This is a genomic window from Micromonospora sp. PRAS1, assembly GCF_059553435.1.
Genome location: NZ_JCANNB010000003.1, coordinates 52,328 through 68,496, shown reverse-complemented (window position 1 = coordinate 68,496; position 16,169 = coordinate 52,328). Strand labels below are relative to the sequence as shown.

Here is a 16,169-nt window from a genome sequence, read left to right as displayed (position 1 = left end):
TCTAGCGTCCACGCTAGACAGCACTAGTTTCGACAATCGAACGGTCAGTCGCGCTGCTTGAGGCAGAGCACGAAGTCAAGCGAGTCCAACTCGCTGTCGTAGAAGTACCAGTTCGTGTAGCCGTCCACCCCGCTGCACTTCGCCTCGGCGTCCTTCTCGCCGCTGGTCTTGCCGTCGAAGCGGCGCAGCACCTCGTACGACTCCGGCGCGCAGTCGCTGATCAACAGCTGGGGCCTGGCACCGGCCGGCGCGTCGTTGCGGACACACTGGCCAACTTCCACGAACCGGGGGTCGGCCGACGAACTGGCGGCCGGGTCGCTCGGCCCAGCCGTATCGTCCTCCTCCGCAGCGCCGGTAGTCGCCGGTACCTGGGTCGGCGCGGCCACCGTCGTCGGCGCATCATCCGCCCCGGCGAGCAGGTAGAACGCCGTCCCACCGGCCAGTACCAGCACCAGGACCGCCCCCACCACGGCAAACACCACGCCACGCCCGCGCTTGCGCTGCGGTGGTGTCGGCTGGCCCGCGTACGCGCTCGCCACGTCGTACTCCGGCCCGGCGGAGCCATGCGGCGCCCCACCGTAGACCTGGCCCCCACCGTAGACCTGGCCACGACCGTAGCCCTGGTCCGGGCCGTAACCTTGGTCCGGGCCGTAGCCCTGGTCCGGGCCGTAGCCCTGGTCCGGGCCGTAGCCCTGGTCCGGGCCGTAGCCCTGGTCCGGGCCGTAGCCCTGGTCCGGGCCGTAGCCCTGGTCCGGGCCGTAACCTTGGTCCGGGCCGTAGCCCTGGTCCGGGCCGTACGCCTCACCGGGACGCGGATCGTGCCACGGATGTGGGCCACCGCCCGGTGATCCGTAGTTCGCCATGCACACCCTCCTGCGCCAACGGATGGAAAATCGGCGGCTCATCGAAGGCCGTCGCCCACCGTCACCGTAGCGTGCCCGACCGCATCGCTGGGGCGACGGACCGCAGGTCAGATGAGCCGTAACTGGTGATCCTTCGGCCGGCGGGTCCCGCCACCGTCGCCGAGTCGCTCGAACAGGCCCGGGTCGATCACGTCGAGGAACGGTGACGGTCGGCAGTCGCGCTCCGAGCCGTGCCTGCTCCGGCGGGCGGCGTGGCTGACGTAGAGGCGGTCCTGCGCGCGGGTCAGCCCGACGAAGAACAGCCGCCGTTCCTCGGCCACCGCCTCCTCGTCGGGCGTGCTGCCGGGCCAGCGCAGCGGCAGCAGCCCGTCCTCCGCACCGACCAGAAAGACCACCGGGAACTCCAGGCCCTTGGCGGCGTGCAGGGTCAGCAGGGTGACCGCCTCGGCGCGCGGGTCCAGCGCGTCCACCTCGGCGCCGGTGGCGAGCTGGGAGAGGAACATCTCCAGGTCGTCGCCGCAGCGACGAGCCAGCGGGGTCAGCAGCTCGACCGCGGTGCGGACGTCGGAGGGGCGGACCCCGCCGGAGCCGTCGAGGGTGGGCACGGCGAACCGTTCGGCGAGCACCTGGCCGGCGAGGCGTACCCGGGCGGGCAGGGCACCGTCGAGACCCGAGGCGTGCCGCAGCTCGCGGGCGATGGCCACCACACCGGGGCGGTCCCGCAGCCGGTCGTGCGAGCGCTTCTGCACCGGCACGTTGGCCCGGGACAGGGCGTCCACGATCGGCGCGGCCTGCGCGTCGGTCCGGTAGAGCACGGCGATGTCCGAGAAGGACAACGTGGTCGACCGGCCGTCGATCCGACCCGAGTCGAGCGATCGGTGGGAGAGGCCGCCGACCAGCTCGTCGACGGTGCGTACCACGAAATCGGCCTCGTCGGCGACGGAGGCTGCGGCGTACCGGCCGACCAGCGGGGCCTCCGGGTCGAGCCGAGCCGGATCCAGTCGCCGGCCCCGGACCAGCGACGACGGCGCGATGGCCTGTGCCGCGGCGGCCAGGATCGGCGCCGACGAGCGGTAGTTCCGGTTGAGCCGGACCAGCCGGGCGTCGGTGAAGTCCTGCGAGAAGCGCAGGAAGTATCCGACATCGGCCCCCCGGAACGAGTAGATGGCCTGGTCGGGGTCGCCGATCGCGCAGAGGTTGCCGTCGGCGGGGCTGAGCAGCCGCAGCAGCTCGTACTGCACGGCGTCGACGTCCTGGTACTCGTCCACGAAGATCCACTGCCAGCGGTCCCGGTACCGCGTCACCAGCTCGTGGTCGTCCCGCAGCAGTGTCACCGGCACGGTGAGCAACTCGTCCAGGTCGACCATGCCCTGCTTGCGCAGCAACGCCAGGTAGCGGGCCGGATCGTCACCGGCCTCGGTCCGCGCCGCCGCCCGGTCGGCGTCGTCGGCGATCCGGAAGTTCTCCGGCAGGCCGGCGGCGTCGGCGTTCTCCCGCAGGATGGTCAGCCCGAGGGAGTGGAAGGTGCCCACGGTGACGTCCTCGGCGACCGGGCCGAGCAGGCCGTCGAGCCGGTGCCGCAGCTCCTCGGCGGCCCGCCGGGTGAAGGTGATCGCCAGGCAGCGCTCGGGAAAGACGTTCAGCTCCGCGCAGAGGTACGCGATCCGGTGGGTCAGCGTACGGGTCTTGCCGGTGCCCGGTCCGGCCACGATCAGCAGCGGGCCACCCGGCGCCGAGGCGGCCACCCGCTGCATCGCGTCCAGCCGGTCGAGCAGACCGGTGCCGACCTCCTCCATCCCGGCGAGCATCGGCTCGAACGGCTCGTGCGGAGAGGGCGGCGGCGCGATCGGCGGTGCCGGAGCCGCCGGCTTGCGCTTCGGCTCGGCCTTCGCCGCCGGCCGCTTCGCCCTGGCCTCCGGTTTCGCCGCCGACTCCGTGGGCCGTCGCGGTGCCGGCACCGGTACGTCGAAGAGCGTCTCCTGTCCCGCCGAGCCACCGGCGGCACCCAGCTCGGCCGGGTCGAAGAGGGTGATCACGCCGTACTCGCCGTCGTAGCCCGGTACCCGGCGCACCTCCCCGCGACGCAGCCGGCCGATGCCCTCGGCGAGCAGTTCCCCGCCGACCCGGCCGATCTCGTCAAGCGGCGCACGGGTCAGGATCTCCAGCTCGGGACCGAGCGCGGCGACCAGTTCGGTGAGCTTGCCCTCGACCTTCTTCGAGCGCGGGCCGACCTTGTTGATTTCGCCGAGGATCTCGGCGAGCTGGATCAGGTGGGTCACCTCGGGCCGGTGCTCCGGCCGGTACCCCTCGGGCCGGTCAGCCAGGTCCTCGACCCGGCTCAGTACGCCCACGGTCAGCGGCTTGCCGCACTCCGGGCACCGCCCGCCGGCCTCCCTGGTCCGCTCGGGCGACCAGTTCACCCCGCACAGCCGGTGGCCGTCCGCGTGGTACTTGCCCTCCTCGGGGAAGAACTCGATCGTGCCGGCGAGCCCGTCGCCGGTGCGCAACGCCTCGCGGATGCCGAAGTAGTCCCGGGACGAGGCGAAGACCGTCGCCTCACGGGCCAGCGCGGGCGGCGAGTGCGCGTCCGAGTTGGAGACCAACCGGTAGTTGTCCAGGCTGCCCACCCGCCAGTTCATCTCCGGATCCGAGGAGAGCCCGGTCTCCACCGCGAAGATGTGCTCGGCCAGGTCGGCATAGCAGTCGGCGATCGCGTCGAAGCCGGACTTCGAGCCCAGCGCGGAGAACCACGGGGTCCAGATGTGTGCCGGCACGAGATAGCCGTCGGCGCTCGCCTCGAGGGTGATCTCCAGCAGGTCGCGCGAATCCAGACCGAGGATTGGTCGGCCGTCGGAGCCGAGGTTGCCGATCCGACCCAGTGCGGCGTTGAACCGGCCCACCGCGTCCAGGTCCGGCAGATAGATCAGGTGGTGCACCTTCCGCGTCCGGTCGTCCCGCTTGTAGATCGTGGAGATCTCCACGCTGAGCATGAACCGGACCGGGTCGCTCTCCGCCTCGCTGGCCAGCCTCGGCGGCAGCCGGCGGGCGATGTCCCGCTCCGCCTCAGGGCCGAGCCGGTAGAGGCCGGGCTCGGCCGGGTGCAGCGTCTCGCGCAGGTGGTCGTACCAGGCGGGGTGGGTGAAGTCGCCGGTGCCGAGCACTCCGATGCCCTTGCGCCTGGCCCACCAGCCGAGGTTCGGCAGGGTCAGGTCACGGCTACAGGCCCGCGAGTACTTCGAGTGGATGTGCAGGTCCGCGACGAAGGGCGGGCGGCCACCGGGGGGTGTGACGTTGAACGGAGGCACGCTGCATCCTGTCATGACCGGCCGCGCTTGCGCTCGGCGCCACGCGCTTGAGAGATGCCGGCGACAGGGTGGTGGTGCCGCCGGTAGCTCCGTGTTGCGCTGCGTTACTGCGAGCGAAGCTCGACTAGGGTGACCTGAGGCTCCGCGCCGACCCGCACCGGCGGTCCCCAGAAACCGGCGCCGTTGGTGACGTAGACCTTCGTGCCGTCCACCTCACCCAGCCCGGAGACGACCGGCTGTTCGAGCCCGACCAGCAGGTTGAAGGGCACCATCTGGCCACCGTGGGTGTGACCGGACAGTTGCAGGTCGACCCCGTACTTCGCCGCCTCGACCGCGGCCACCGGCTGGTGGGCCAGGAGCACCACCGGTCGGGACGGGTCACGGTCGCCGAGCGCGGCAGCGTAGTCGGCCGGCGCGGACACGCCGCTGCCCGCCGCCGTGACGTCGTTGACCCCGGCCAGGTCGAGTACGCCGCCCCGGGCGGCGATCTCCAGCCGCTGGTTCTGGAGCACCCGCAGCCCGAGCCGGTCGACCTCGGCCACCCACTCCTCGACGCCCGAGTAGTACTCGTGGTTGCCGGTGACGAAGTAACTGCCGTACCGGGAGCGCAGCCCACGCAGCGGTGCCGCCGCCTCACCCAACTCGGCCACGGTGCCGTCGACCAGGTCACCGACCACGGCCACGATGTCGGCGTCCAGGCGGTTGATGGCGGCGACGATCTGCTCGGTGTGCACCCGGCCGCGCAGCGGTCCGATGTGGATGTCGGAGACGGTGGCGATGCGCAGGCCGTCCATGCTCCGGGGCAGCTTGGCCAGCGGGATCTGCACCCGGTCCAGCTGCGGCGGGCCGAAGGCGGTGCGTACGCCTTGGCCGACCAGGCCGGCGGCGGTGAGCCCGGCGAAGATCGCGGCCCCCCGGGCGAGCAGCAACCGCCGGCTCGGATCGTGGTCCGGCCCGGCCGCTCCGGCGCCCGCAGGCCCGGCCGGCTCCTCGCCCGGCGGCGTGCTGATCGTGGCCGAGTCGCCGGACGCCGATCCGCTGGCCGGGTTGTCCGAGCCGGATGCGCCCGAGCCGGATGCGCCCGAGCCGGATGCGCCCGAGCCGGATGCGCCCGGGGCGGATGCGCCCGAGCCGGATGCGCCCGGGGCGACCGACGCGGGTGCGGCCGGACCGGCCAGGACCGGTTCCGGTGCGGATCCGGCCGCCCGGCGGCGCAGCACCAGCCGGGTCACCAGCAGCGGGATCTCCAGGGCGGCGAGCAGCACCATCAGGTAGAACATCAGGGCGAGCCAGAGGTAGCCCGGCCAGGCGAGCCAGTACATCCCGGCGTTGGTGCCGATCAGGGTCGCCGGCACCAGCACCGCCAACCCGACCGCCGCGATCGTGCCGACCCGCCGCCAGCGGCCCGCCGTGGTGGTGTCCCGGACCAGCCGCTTCCACAGGTAGAGATGGATCAGCCCGGTGACCAGGGCAAGGGTGGCCACGAAGCCGAGTACCGCGAACACGTGTGGATCCCCCTCAGCCACCGGCGAAGGGAGGCAGGACGTCGATCGTCACCCCGGCCGGCAGCGGCTCTTTCCGATCATGACAGGTCACGCCGTCGACCAGATAGCTCGACACGGCCAGCACCGGCACCAGCCGCCCGCCGTGCCGCTCCGCCAGCTCCGCCACCAGGTCGTCAAGCGAACGGCCGGCGGGAACGACCTCCTCGGTGCGACCCGCGGCGGCGCGTGCACCGGCGAAGTAGCGGACGGTGACGGTCGACATGGTCAGCCTCCGATGGCCGACATCGGCCGGTTCGGTTGCAGGAAGGTCGGGTCGTCGATGCCGTGCCCGGCCCGCTTGCCCCAGGTCGCCGCCGACCAGCGTCGGGCCAGTTCGTCGTCGTCGGCGCCGGCCCGCAGGGCGCTGCGCAGATCCGACTCCTCGGTGGCGAAGAGGCAGTTGCGTATCTGTCCGTCGGCGGTGAGTCGGGTCCGGTCGCAGTCGCCGCAGAAGGGCCGGGTGACCGTGCCGATCACACCGACCCGGGCCGGGCCGCCGTCGACCAGCCAGGTCTCGGCCGGCGCCGCGCCGCGCGCGGTCGGGTCCGGGCTCAGCCGGTACGCGCTACGCAGTCCGGCCAGGATCTCCTCGGCGGTGACCATGGCCGCCCGGTCCCAACCGTGCTGGGCGTCCAGCGGCATCTGCTCGATGAAGCGCAGCTCGTAGCCGTGGTCCAGGGCGAAGCGGAGCAGCGCCGGTGCCTCGTCGTCGTTGACGCCGCGCATCAGCACGCTGTTGACCTTGACCGGGGTGAGGCCGGCGGCGGCCGCGCCGGCCAGACCGGCCAGCACGTCGGGCAGCCGGTCGCGCCGGGTGAGCCGGACGAAACGCTCCCGGTCCAGGGTGTCCAGCGAGACGTTTACCCGATCCAGACCGGCGGCGCGCAGCGCCGGGGCGAGCCGCTCCAGGCCGATGCCGTTGGTGGTCAGCGAGAGCCGAGGGCGGGGGTCGAGCGCGGCGACGGCGGTCAGGATGTTGACCAGGCCGGGCCGGATCAGCGGCTCACCGCCGGTGAACCGCACCTCGGCCACGCCGAGCCGGCACACCGCGACGCGGATCAGCCGGATCACCTCGTCGTCGGTGAGCAGCTGCGGCCCGGCCAACCAGGGCAGCCCCTCGGCGGGCATGCAGTACGTGCAGCGCAGATTGCACTTGTCGGTCAGAGAGACTCGTAGGTCCCGGGCGACGCGGCCATACCGGTCGACAAGGACGCCACCGGTCGGCGGGGTCACGCTCACCCGTCGACGGTAGCGCGCCCGAGCCCGTTCAGGGCGTCCCGGGCGCGGCTGCGGACCGAATCGCGGTACGCCCCGCCGAACAATGCGGTGTGCACCAGCAGCAGGTGCAACTGGTGCAGCGGCACGCGGTCCGGCCAGCCGGCGGCCAACGGCCAGGTCTCGTCGTACGCGGCCAGGATGCGGTCGGCGTGTGGCGGACCGCCGAAGAGCGCCAGCTGGGCGAGGTCGGTTTCCCGATGCCCACCGTGCGCGGCCGGATCGACCAGCCAGACCCGGCCGTCGGCGCCCCAGAGCAGGTTGCCCGGCCAGAGGTCACCATGGATCCGGGCCGGCGGCTCCTCCCCGCCGAATTCGCCGATCCGGGCCATCACCTGCTCGACCAGCGCGGCATCGGCGCTGTCCAGGGCTCCATTGTCGACCGAGGCGCGCAGGTACGGCAGCAGCCGCGCCTGGGCGAACCACTCCCCCCACGGGCCCTGGACCGGCGTGTTGTCCGCCGGCAGCGCGCCGATGAACCCGCTCCACGGTGCCCCGAACTCCGCCGCGCCCGCCCGGTGCAGCCCGGCCAACTCGCGCCCGAAGCGCTCGGCCGCCGCCGGGTCGGGCTCGCCCGGCTCGATCCACTCCAGCGCGAGCAGATCGGGGAGCGCCACCAGCACCTCCGGCACCGCCACCGAACCGGCCTCGCGCAGCCAGCGCAGCCCGGCCGCCTCGGCGGCGAAGAACCCCTCCGGAACCGGCCGCCCGGACCGCTCCGGCCAGGTCTTCGCGAAAATCGAATACCCGTCGTTCAGGGTGAGCCGGGATGCCGCGCAGATGTCACCGCCGCTCACCGGCGTCTCCCGGATCCGCTGGTGGGTCAGAAAGGTCGGCAGGTGCTCCGGGTGCTCCCGCAGATACGCCACATCCATACCCGCCAGCTTCGCAGCAAGGAAGGGCCCCCTATTAACGCCTCCGGTAGAGGAAGGGCCCCTTCTTAACACGCAGAGCCTCCAGATCGGCTGTGAGCAGGGTAAACACGAGCAGTAGTTGTGGAAAACCCGCGTGTCGTCCACAGGGACAACGGCGGGTGCCGGCCGGCTCGCAGGCTGACGCCCATGAATTCCACAGACCTCCCCCGGCTGACCGTCCGCTCGCCCGCCGACCTGATCGCCGCGGTGCCGTACCTGCTCGGCTTCCATCCGGCCGAGAGCATCGTGGTGGTGGCGATGTCCGGCTCGCGGGTCGTCTTCGCCGCCCGTGGCGACCTGCCCGGTGACGCAGATCCCCGCGAGGCGGCGGGGCACATCGCCGCGGTGACCGCGCGGCAGGGCGCCGACTCGGTGACCGTGATCGGGTACGGCCCGGCCGCCCAGGTGACCCCGGCTCTCGACGCGCTCCGGGACGTGCTGGCCGATACCGGTCTCGCGGTTCTGGACGCCCTGCGGGTCACCGACGGGCGCTGGTGGTCGTACCTCTGCACCGAGCCGGAGTGCTGTCCGCCCGAGGGCAACAGGTACGACCCGCGGGCCAGCCCGGTCCCGGCCGCGGCCGTCTTCGCCGGCCAGGTGGCGCTGCCTGACCGGGCCGCCCTCGCCGAGCAGGTGGCGCCGGTCGGTGAGGCCACGATGCGGCCCGCCGTCGAGCGGGCGGAACAGCGGTTGACCGAGCTGCTGGCGGGAGCGCCAGCGGGTGACCTGCTCGGCAGGCGGGCGCTGCGGGCGGCCGGAGTGGCCGCGTACCGTGCCGCCCGCCGCCGGCACCGCGACGGCGAGCGCCTGACCGACGACGAGGTGGCCTGGCTGTGTCTGCTGCTGACCCACCTTCCGGTACGCGACCACGCCTGGGAGCGCACCGACGGCCGGGTCGAGGACGTGGCCTTCTGGAGTGAGCTGCTGCGCCGGGCCGAGCCGGAGCTGATCGCCGCACCCGGCGCGTTGCTGGCCTTCGCCGCGTGGCGGGACGGGCAGGGTGCGCTGGCGGCGGTGGCGTTGGAGCGCGTGCTGGCCGAGCATCCGGATTACTCGCTCGCGCAGCTGATGGACGACCTGCTCCGTCGTGGCGTGCCGCCGTCCCGGCTCGACGGATGGCCCGCCGAGGGGACGGCGGCGGGGTCGAAGCGGGGGAAGCGCCGCCCTCGTCGCCGCCAACCGCGCCGTCGGAACGAATGACAACATGTCTTGTACGTCATTCCTTGTTGATTTAGGCTGGCCGCGTGCCGAACGACGAACCGGTGCGGATGCACCTGACCGATCCCCGCGCCATGCGGGCGCTGGCGCACCCCACCCGGCTCAGGCTGTTGGGCGAGTTGCGGTCGCGGGGGCCGCAGAGCGTCGGCATGCTCAGCGAGATCGTGGACGAGGCGGTCGGCTCGGTCAGCTACCACCTGAGCAAGCTCGCCGAGCACGGCTTCGTGCAGGAGGCGCCGGAGCACGCGCGCAGCCGTCGGGAACGCTGGTGGCGGGCGTCGCACACCCTCACCGCCTGGGAGCCACTGGAGGCGCTGGACGACCCGGAGCGCAAGGCCGCCTCCGATCTGCTGCGCCGGACGATCCTCGACCGGCACCAGAAGGCGTTGCAGAGCTATCTGGCCGCGGAGGCGACGTTCGAGCCCGAGTGGGTACGCGGCACCGCCAACAGCGACCGGAACTACCACCTCACTGCCGAGGAACTCGGGGAGCTACGCGCCGAGTTGGAGGCGTTGGCCGCCCGCTGGCAGCAGCGCAGCAACCCCGACCGGGCCGAGGCCCGCTCGGTCACGCTGATCTACCACGCCTTCCGGCGGCCGGAATGAGCAGCCGGTCGCGAGCACCGCTGGCCGGTCTGCTGATCGGGCACGCGGTCTCGCTGACCGGCAACATGCTCACGATCATCGCGTTGCCGTTCCATGTCCTCGCCGAGACCGGCTCACCGGCTGCCACCGGCCTCACCGGGGCCGTGGCCACCGCCCCGATCGTGCTCGGCGGGGCACTGGGCGGGGTCCTGGTCGACCGGATCGGGTACCGGCGGGCGAGCGTGCTGGCCGACCTGGTCTCCTGCCTGACGATAGCCGCGATCCCGCTGCTGCATGTCACCGTGGGTCTGCCCTTCTGGGCGCTGCTGGTGCTCGTGTTCCTCACCAATCTGCTCGACACGCCGGGCCATACCGCTCGCATCGCCCTGCTGCCCGAGGCGGCGGCTGCGGCCGGCCTGCCGACCGAGCGGGCGATCGGCTGGTTCGAGGCCACCGAGCGGGGCGCCCGCCTGCTCGGCGCGCCGGTGGCCGGGCTGCTGGTCGCCACCCTGGGTGCGCTGCCCGTACTGGCCCTCGACGCGGCGACCTTCGTGCTGTCGGCCGTGGCGGTCGCGGTACTGGTCCCGGCCCGTCTGCAGCCCGGTGCCGACGAGCCCGCCGGCATCGACGACAGCGGTGGTTACTGGCGGCAGTTCGCTGCCGGCGTGCGTTTCCTGCTCAGCGAGCCGCTGCTCCGCGCCATGGTCCTGCTGGTGCTGATCACGAACTTCTTCGACGCCACGAAGACCAATGTGCTGCTGCCCGTCGTCGCGCACCGGGAACTCGGCGGGGCGACTGCGCTCGGGTTGCTCGTCGGTGCGATGGCCGGGGGTGCCGTCGCCGGTTCGCTGGTGTTCAGCGTGATCGGCCATCGACTGCCGCGCCGGGTGACCTTCGTGATCGCCTTCGCCGTCTGCGGCCCGCCGCCGTTCCTGAGCCTGGCCGCCGGGTTGCCACTGCCCGCGCTGTTGCCCATCTTCGTGGTCGCGGGCTTCGCCGCCGGAGCGATCAATCCCATGATCGGTGCCATCAAGCTCGAACGGGTGCCGGCCCGGATGCGGGCCCGGGTCTACGGCGTGATCGGTGCCGGTGCCTGGGCGGCCATCCCGCTCGGTGCGCTAAGTGCCGGCTTCGCCAGCGAACACGCCGGTACCACGCCCACCCTGGTCGTGGTCGGCGTCGGCTACCTCCTGGTCGTCCTCACCCCACTGCTCGGTGGCCCGTGGCGGACGATGAACCGGCCGCAGCAACAGGTCCCGTCGGCGCGCCGCCCCGCTCGATCGGACTCCGGAGCCTCGCCCGGCCCCGCCGCCGACGCGACTGGCGGCCCGACCGCCGAGGTGACCGCCGACGTGACCGGCGGCCCGACCGCCGACGTGACCGCCGACGCGACCGGCGGCCCGACCGCCGACGTGACTGGCGGTCCGGCCACCGACGCGACTGGCGGTCCGGCCGCCGATGCGGCCGGCGGCCGGACCGCTGGCGCGGCCGCCAGGGGTGGCGGGGGTACCGGATAATCGCGGGATGTTCGAACAGGCACCGGATCTCGCATGAGCGTCGTCCTGCTGCTCTCCCTCGCCGGTCTCGCCCTGATCGACAGCACCAGCATCGGCACCCTGTTCATTCCGGTCTGGCTGCTGCTCGCCCCCGGCCCGGTGAGCGTCCGGCGGATGCTGACCTACCTCGGCACGATCGCCGGGTTCTACTTCGTGGTCGGGTTGCTGCTCTACTTCGGCGGCACCGGGTTGGCCGAGGCGCTGGGCGGGGCGCTGGACAACCGGCCGGTGCTCTGGGGCCAGTTGGTGCTCGGGATCGGGTTGTTCGTGTTGAGCTTCCGCTACGACGGCAAGCGCAGTTCGGGCACCGGCCGGGTGCTGCGGTGGCGGGACCGGGTCACCGCCGGCAATTCCTCGCCCCGGTGGCTGGTCGGGCTGGCGGTGTTCGCCGCGCTCGCCGAGGTGGCGACGATGCTGCCGTACCTCGGTGCGCTGGGCCTGCTGACCACCTCGGGTCTGGCGGTTCCGACCGTGGTGGCGCTGCTGGGGGCGTACTGCCTGGTCATGGTCCTGCCAGCGGTGCTGCTCCTGGGTGGACGGGTGGCCTGGCCGAGCCGGGTCGAGCCGGTGCTCGCCCGGCTCAACGCGTGGATCGTCAGGTCGTCCGGGAGCATGCTCGGCTGGGTGCTGGGCATCGCCGGCTTCCTGATCGCCCGGGACGCCGCCGACCGGCTGGGGCTGTTCGAGCTGCTCGCGAACCGCTGATCAAACGGTGACCCGGTGCGGGCCGGTGTAGACGTTCATCGTCCGGCCGCGCAGGAAGCCGACCAGGGTCAGCCCCGCCTCGGCAGCCAGGTCGACCGCGAGCGTGCTCGGTGCCGAAACTGCCGCGAGCAGCGGTAACCCGGCCATCCACGCCTTCTGGGTCAGTTCGAAGCTGGCCCGGCCCGAGACGAGCAGGAGGTGCCCGGCCAGCGGCAGCCGGCGCTCGCGTACCGCCCAGCCGACCACCTTGTCCACCGCGTTGTGCCGACCCACGTCCTCGCGCAGCACCACCAGTTCGCCGTCGGCGGTGAACAGGCCCGCCGCGTGCAGCCCGCCGGTGCGCTCGAAGCCCCGCTGCCCGGCCCGCAGCCGCTGCGGCAACTCGGCCAGCACCTCGGCCGGTACGGTCAACGGGTCGTCGGCCACCGTGAAGAGCGACCGGGTACGCACCGCCTCGATGCTCTCCTTGCCGCACACCCCGCAGGCGCTTGTGGTCTGGAAGTGGCGACTCGCCTCGGCGGCCGGCTCCGGCACACCGGGCGCCAGCGTCACGTCCACCACGTTGTAGGTGTTCGGCGTCTCCGTTCCCGAGCAGAGCTGCGCGGTGGAGACGTCGTCCGTCGACCGGATCAGCCCCTCGGTGAGCAGGAACCCGATGGCCAGGTCAAGATCGGCCCCCGGCGTACGCATGGTGACCGCCAACGGTCGGCGAGCCGGTCCGGCCGCACCCACCCGGATCTCCAGTGGCTCCTCCACCGCGAGACTGTCCGGCCGCCGCACCCGACCACCCCCGCCATCGCCAGCCCCAAGCTCAACCCGAAGCACACCCCGCCGATCAACAACCCGTCCCATCCCCCCATCCTCCTCCACCCTTGCCCCGCCGATCTTGCACTCATCGTCGCCCGATAGCGGCTTTGGCGGTATTTGTCGAGGCAGGAAGTGCAAGATCAGCGGCGGGGGGTGAGCGTGTCGCGGGATAGCGTGGCGGGGTGAGGGTGTACGCGGCGATGGTGCTCGCGGGGGGCGCTGGGCGCCGGATGGGCGGGCTGGACAAGACGGCGCTGCCGGTCGGTGGAGTACCGATGCGCGAGCGGGTGCTCGCCGAGGTGGCCGACGCGTCGGTCCGGATCCTGGTCGGACCGGGGCCGGCACCTCAAGGGGTACGCCTGACCCGGGAGGTGCCAGCGGGTGGTGGGCCGGTCGCCGCCATCGCCGCCGGGCTGGCCCTGCTCGACGCCGACGTGCCGGCCATCGCCCTGCTCGCGGCCGACCTGCCGCTGCTTACCCGCACCGCAGTCGGTGAACTGCTGCGTCACCTCGATGAGTCGCCGGCCCATGCGCTGGGCAGGATCGATGAGCGGCCCGCCGACGCGCTGGGCAGGATCGATGAGCCGCCAGCCCACGCGCTGGGCACGTTTGACGAGCCACCCGCCGGCGCGCTCGGCGCTGTGGACGGGGTGTGCTTCGTGGACGGGGGCGGGCGTCGGCAGACGCTCTGCGGGGTGTGGCGCCCCGATGCCCTGCGCGCCGCCCTCCACCGGCTCGCCGTCGAACGCGGCGGAGAACTGGCCGACGCCCCGCTGCGGGAGTTGCTCGCGGGGCTCGTCGTACGCGAGGTGAGTTGGTCCGGTGCTGGTCCGCCGCCGTGGTTCGACTGCGACACTGAGCGCGACGTACGCCGAGCGGAGGAGTGGATGCGGTGACCGTGATGGACGACTGGGTCACGGCGGCCTGTGCGGAGTTGGGTCTCGATCCGGCGCAGGTGCCGGTGCCGACCGTGCTCGACCTCGCCCGGGACGTGGCCCATCAGGTGCTGCGACCGGGTGCTCCGGTCACCGCGTACCTGCTCGGCCTGGCCGTCGGTCGCGGTGCCGATCCCGCCGCGACGGCCGCCCGCCTCACCGAGCTGGCCGGCACCTGGCCGGTCGAGCTCGGCCGCGACCGAACCGCCACCTGACCGGTCAGCCCCGTACCGGACCGCCACCTGACCGGTCAGCCCCGTACCGGACCGTTGACTGACCGGTCAGCGTCCGTGCCGTGCCGGGCAGCGGTCACATCGAGGGTGTCCGATCGCCGTCCGGGTCGAGTCCTCCGGCGGGCGGCTGGGTAGGGTGACCGGAACGGACGGAGGCGATCATGACGGCAGACCACCCCTCGGCGCCGCCCGGCGCCACGGCGCACCACGAGTCGATCCTGCTCGACGAGCCGAGCACGGCCGACCTGCGGGCGAAGGTGACCCAGGCGTGGCAGGAGTTCGCCCGGGCGCTGGCCGACCGGTTGGCCGCCCTGCCGCCGGGAGCACATGTCGAGCTGACCCTGGACCCGACCGCCTCCGGCACCGATGATGCCGTCTACTCCGTCGGCGTCGACATCGGCGAGGGTCGCTTCGAGGCGCGGGCGGTGGGCAACGCGGCGCTGCCCCAGGGACACCGGCTGGACCGGGCGGCCGTCGCTGACATGGTCGCGCTGGGCTGGTCGCCGCCGGGCGTGGTGGAGGGCTCCGGGGACCAGTTCGGGCTGCACAGCGCGGCCGAAGAGAGCGGTCGGTTGGCCGCCCTGCTCTCGCGTACGCTCCGCGACATCTACGGGGCCCCGCACCCGGCCTTCCTGGTCTACGTGATCGAGGACGCCGAGGGTGAGGCGCTGCCCGGACCGCCGCTGGGTACCGCGCGCGGTGGCTCCCTGCTGCTGCGGGAGATCGCGACCGACCTGGAGGAGGCGCTGGCCGTCGCCGGTGAGGCCGGGGCGGAGACCGAGGTGCTGGAGCTGGCCGAGCGGGTCCGGACGGTCGTCTCGACGATGCTCAAGTCCGACTCGGACCGGCTCCAGGTCGACTCCGACGGTGACATCAACATCCGCGCCGGCTCGGCCATGGTCTTCGTCCGGGTCCGCGACAATCCACCGCTGGTCGACGTCTTCTCGCCGGTGCTGACCGAGGTCGAGCCCACCGAGCGGTTGTACGTCAAGCTCTCCGAGCTGACCAACCGGATGCCCATCGGCCGTCTCTACTGCGCCGACGACACGGTGTGGGCGTCGATCCCGGTCTTCGGCCGCAACTTCCAGCCCACCCATCTGATGCTCGCGGTGCAGGTGATGACCGGGCTGGCGGACGAGTTGGACGACCGGCTGCACGGCGAGTTTGGCGGCAAGCGCTTCTTCAGCGAGGGGGACACGCCGGTCCGGCGCGGGGAGCACCGCACCGGCATGTACCTGTGAGCCCGGTCAGCCGAGGTCGAGCAGGGTCTTGCCGACGGTCGCCCGGGAACCGATCGCCGCATGCGCGTCGGCCGCGCGCTCCAGCGGAAACCGCTGGCCGATCACCGCGCGGAGCCGACCGGCCGCCGCCTCCGCGAGCGCCCGCTCGGTGTACGCCCGAAACTGCTGTGGCGTCGGCGTCGGCCGGATCAGCGTCACGCCCCGCCCGGCGGCCACCTCTGCGCCGATGCCGGCCCACTCGCCGCTTGCCAGCCCGAAGCTGAGCATCCGCCCGCCCGGGGCGAGCAGCTCGAACGCCGTGCGCCCGACCGCGCCGCCGACCCCGTCGAAGACGACGTCGACCCCGTCGACCGCCGCGCGGACCCGGTCCGGCCAGCCCGGCTCCAGGTAGTCGACGGCGACCTGCGCGCCCAACCCGGGCAGCAACGCCACCTTCCGGGCACCACCGGCGAGCCCGACCACCCGGGTACCGGCGGCGGCCGCGAGCTGAACCAGCAGGCTGCCCACCCCACCGGCGGCGGCCTCGACCAGCACCCGGTCGCTCGCGCGCAGCTCGGCTGCCTCGGCCAGCATCAGTGCGGTACGCCCGTCGGCGAGCACCGCCACCGCCTCGTCCAGCGGCAACCCCTCCGGCACCGGTACCGGTGCGGTGGCGTCGACCACCACCCGCTCGGCGTACGCGCCGGAGCCGCCGGTGCTGGTGACCACCCGCCGGCCGACCAGGCCCGGGTCGACGTCCGGCCCGACCGCGCCGATCACGCCGCCCACCCCGTTGCCCGGGATCACCGGCAGCGTGGCGGCCGACGGCCCGAAGCCGGTGGCCCGGAACTGCGTCTCCACGAATGTGACGTTGGCGTGCACCACGTCGACGAGAACCTGACCCGGGCCGGGTACCGGATCGGGTGCCGGACCGGGCACCAGCATCTCCGGTCCGCCGAACTCGCGCAGCCACACCGCCCGCATGTCTCCCCCTCCACGATCAGCCGAAG

At 72.9% G+C, this 16,169-nt stretch carries 15 protein-coding genes; 7 read left to right on the top strand and 8 right to left on the bottom strand.

Annotated features, from left to right (window positions below):
• Positions 1–44: 44 nt before the first annotated feature.
• From AC507J_RS04115 to AC507J_RS04090, 6 genes are all read right to left on the bottom strand, one after another.
• A complete protein-coding gene (locus tag AC507J_RS04115; RefSeq protein ID WP_496287703.1) occupies positions 45–863 on the bottom strand; it encodes an LppU/SCO3897 family protein in 819 nt (272 codons plus the stop codon).
• Between the two features lie 107 nt (positions 864–970).
• Complete coding sequence (locus tag AC507J_RS04110) at positions 971–4,183, bottom strand: UvrD-helicase domain-containing protein (RefSeq protein WP_496287702.1); 3,213 nt, start codon at positions 4,181–4,183, stop codon at positions 971–973.
• 89 nt (positions 4,184–4,272) lie between these two features.
• Positions 4,273–5,673 carry a metallophosphoesterase gene (locus AC507J_RS04105; RefSeq protein ID WP_496287701.1) on the bottom strand — a complete coding sequence of 467 codons (1,401 nt, stop codon included), beginning with the start codon at positions 5,671–5,673 and terminating at the stop codon, positions 4,273–4,275.
• Positions 5,674–5,686: 13 nt separating this feature from the next.
• Entirely contained in the window at positions 5,687–5,935 is a 249-nt protein-coding gene (locus AC507J_RS04100; protein WP_496287700.1) for a MoaD/ThiS family protein, read from the bottom strand.
• 2 nt (positions 5,936–5,937) lie between these two features.
• Entirely contained in the window at positions 5,938–6,951 is a 1,014-nt protein-coding gene (gene moaA, locus AC507J_RS04095) for a GTP 3',8-cyclase MoaA (protein WP_496287699.1), read from the bottom strand.
• Complete coding sequence (locus AC507J_RS04090) at positions 6,948–7,862, bottom strand: fructosamine kinase family protein (protein WP_496287698.1); 915 nt, start codon at positions 7,860–7,862, stop codon at positions 6,948–6,950. Before AC507J_RS04090 ends, moaA begins: the two co-directional genes overlap by 4 nt.
• A gap of 186 nt (positions 7,863–8,048) precedes the next feature.
• Here AC507J_RS04090 and AC507J_RS04085 point away from each other — a divergent pair, with 186 nt between their 5' ends.
• From AC507J_RS04085 to AC507J_RS04070, 4 genes are read left to right on the top strand one after another with little or no spacing between them, the layout of a single operon-like run.
• Positions 8,049–9,101 carry a DUF4192 domain-containing protein gene (locus AC507J_RS04085; RefSeq protein WP_496287697.1) on the top strand — a complete coding sequence of 351 codons (1,053 nt, stop codon included), beginning with the start codon at positions 8,049–8,051 and terminating at the stop codon, positions 9,099–9,101.
• Positions 9,102–9,145: 44 nt separating this feature from the next.
• Positions 9,146–9,724: a helix-turn-helix domain-containing protein gene (locus AC507J_RS04080; protein ID WP_496287696.1), complete on the top strand. Its 579-nt coding sequence runs from the start codon at positions 9,146–9,148 to the stop codon at positions 9,722–9,724.
• The gene (locus AC507J_RS04075; protein ID WP_496287695.1) at positions 9,721–11,220 is read left to right on the top strand and encodes an MFS transporter; all 1,500 of its coding nucleotides are present in this window, start codon (positions 9,721–9,723) and stop codon (positions 11,218–11,220) included. The genes AC507J_RS04080 and AC507J_RS04075 overlap by 4 nt, the downstream gene beginning before the upstream one ends.
• Positions 11,221–11,253: 33 nt before the next feature.
• Positions 11,254–11,964 carry a GAP family protein gene (locus tag AC507J_RS04070; RefSeq protein ID WP_496287694.1) on the top strand — a complete coding sequence of 237 codons (711 nt, stop codon included), beginning with the start codon at positions 11,254–11,256 and terminating at the stop codon, positions 11,962–11,964.
• On the opposite strand, the gene fdhD is transcribed toward AC507J_RS04070, so the two are convergent.
• Complete coding sequence (gene fdhD, locus AC507J_RS04065; protein WP_496287693.1) at positions 11,965–12,816, bottom strand: formate dehydrogenase accessory sulfurtransferase FdhD; 852 nt, start codon at positions 12,814–12,816, stop codon at positions 11,965–11,967.
• 137 nt (positions 12,817–12,953) lie between these two features.
• Here fdhD and AC507J_RS04060 point away from each other — a divergent pair, with 137 nt between their 5' ends.
• The 3 genes from AC507J_RS04060 to AC507J_RS04050 all read left to right on the top strand — a co-directional run bounded on the left by AC507J_RS04060 (position 12,954) and on the right by AC507J_RS04050 (position 15,180).
• On the top strand, positions 12,954–13,667 hold the full coding sequence (locus AC507J_RS04060) for an NTP transferase domain-containing protein (RefSeq protein ID WP_496287692.1): 714 nt from the start codon (positions 12,954–12,956) through the stop codon (positions 13,665–13,667).
• A complete protein-coding gene (locus AC507J_RS04055; protein ID WP_496287691.1) occupies positions 13,664–13,921 on the top strand; it encodes a DUF6457 domain-containing protein in 258 nt (85 codons plus the stop codon). Before AC507J_RS04060 ends, AC507J_RS04055 begins: the two co-directional genes overlap by 4 nt.
• A 179-nt stretch (positions 13,922–14,100) precedes the next feature.
• The gene (locus AC507J_RS04050; RefSeq protein WP_496287690.1) at positions 14,101–15,180 is read left to right on the top strand and encodes a T3SS (YopN, CesT) and YbjN peptide-binding chaperone 1; all 1,080 of its coding nucleotides are present in this window, start codon (positions 14,101–14,103) and stop codon (positions 15,178–15,180) included.
• A 6-nt stretch (positions 15,181–15,186) separates the two neighbouring features.
• Here the strand turns inward: AC507J_RS04050 and AC507J_RS04045 are convergent, their stop codons facing one another.
• Positions 15,187–16,143: a zinc-binding dehydrogenase gene (locus AC507J_RS04045; RefSeq protein WP_496287689.1), complete on the bottom strand. Its 957-nt coding sequence runs from the start codon at positions 16,141–16,143 to the stop codon at positions 15,187–15,189.
• Between the last annotated feature and the right edge of the window lie 26 nt (positions 16,144–16,169).

Bases quoted from the DNA above. Each gene is read 5' to 3' on its own strand.
- AC507J_RS04115 (WP_496287703.1), bottom strand. From the start codon at position 863: ATGGCGAACTACGGATCACCGGGCGGTGGCCCACATCCGTGGCACGAT.
- AC507J_RS04110 (WP_496287702.1), bottom strand. From the start codon at position 4,183: ATGACAGGATGCAGCGTGCCTCCGTTCAACGTCACACCCCCCGGTGGC.
- AC507J_RS04100 (WP_496287700.1), bottom strand. From the start codon at position 5,935: ATGTCGACCGTCACCGTCCGCTACTTCGCCGGTGCACGCGCCGCCGCG.
- AC507J_RS04090 (WP_496287698.1), bottom strand. From the start codon at position 7,862: ATGGATGTGGCGTATCTGCGGGAGCACCCGGAGCACCTGCCGACCTTT.
- AC507J_RS04085 (WP_496287697.1), top strand. From the start codon at position 8,049: ATGAATTCCACAGACCTCCCCCGGCTGACCGTCCGCTCGCCCGCCGAC.
- AC507J_RS04075 (WP_496287695.1), top strand. From the start codon at position 9,721: ATGAGCAGCCGGTCGCGAGCACCGCTGGCCGGTCTGCTGATCGGGCAC.
- AC507J_RS04070 (WP_496287694.1), top strand. From the start codon at position 11,254: ATGAGCGTCGTCCTGCTGCTCTCCCTCGCCGGTCTCGCCCTGATCGAC.
- fdhD (WP_496287693.1), bottom strand. From the start codon at position 12,816: ATGGGACGGGTTGTTGATCGGCGGGGTGTGCTTCGGGTTGAGCTTGGG.
- AC507J_RS04050 (WP_496287690.1), top strand. From the start codon at position 14,101: ATGACGGCAGACCACCCCTCGGCGCCGCCCGGCGCCACGGCGCACCAC.
- AC507J_RS04045 (WP_496287689.1), bottom strand. From the start codon at position 16,143: ATGCGGGCGGTGTGGCTGCGCGAGTTCGGCGGACCGGAGATGCTGGTG.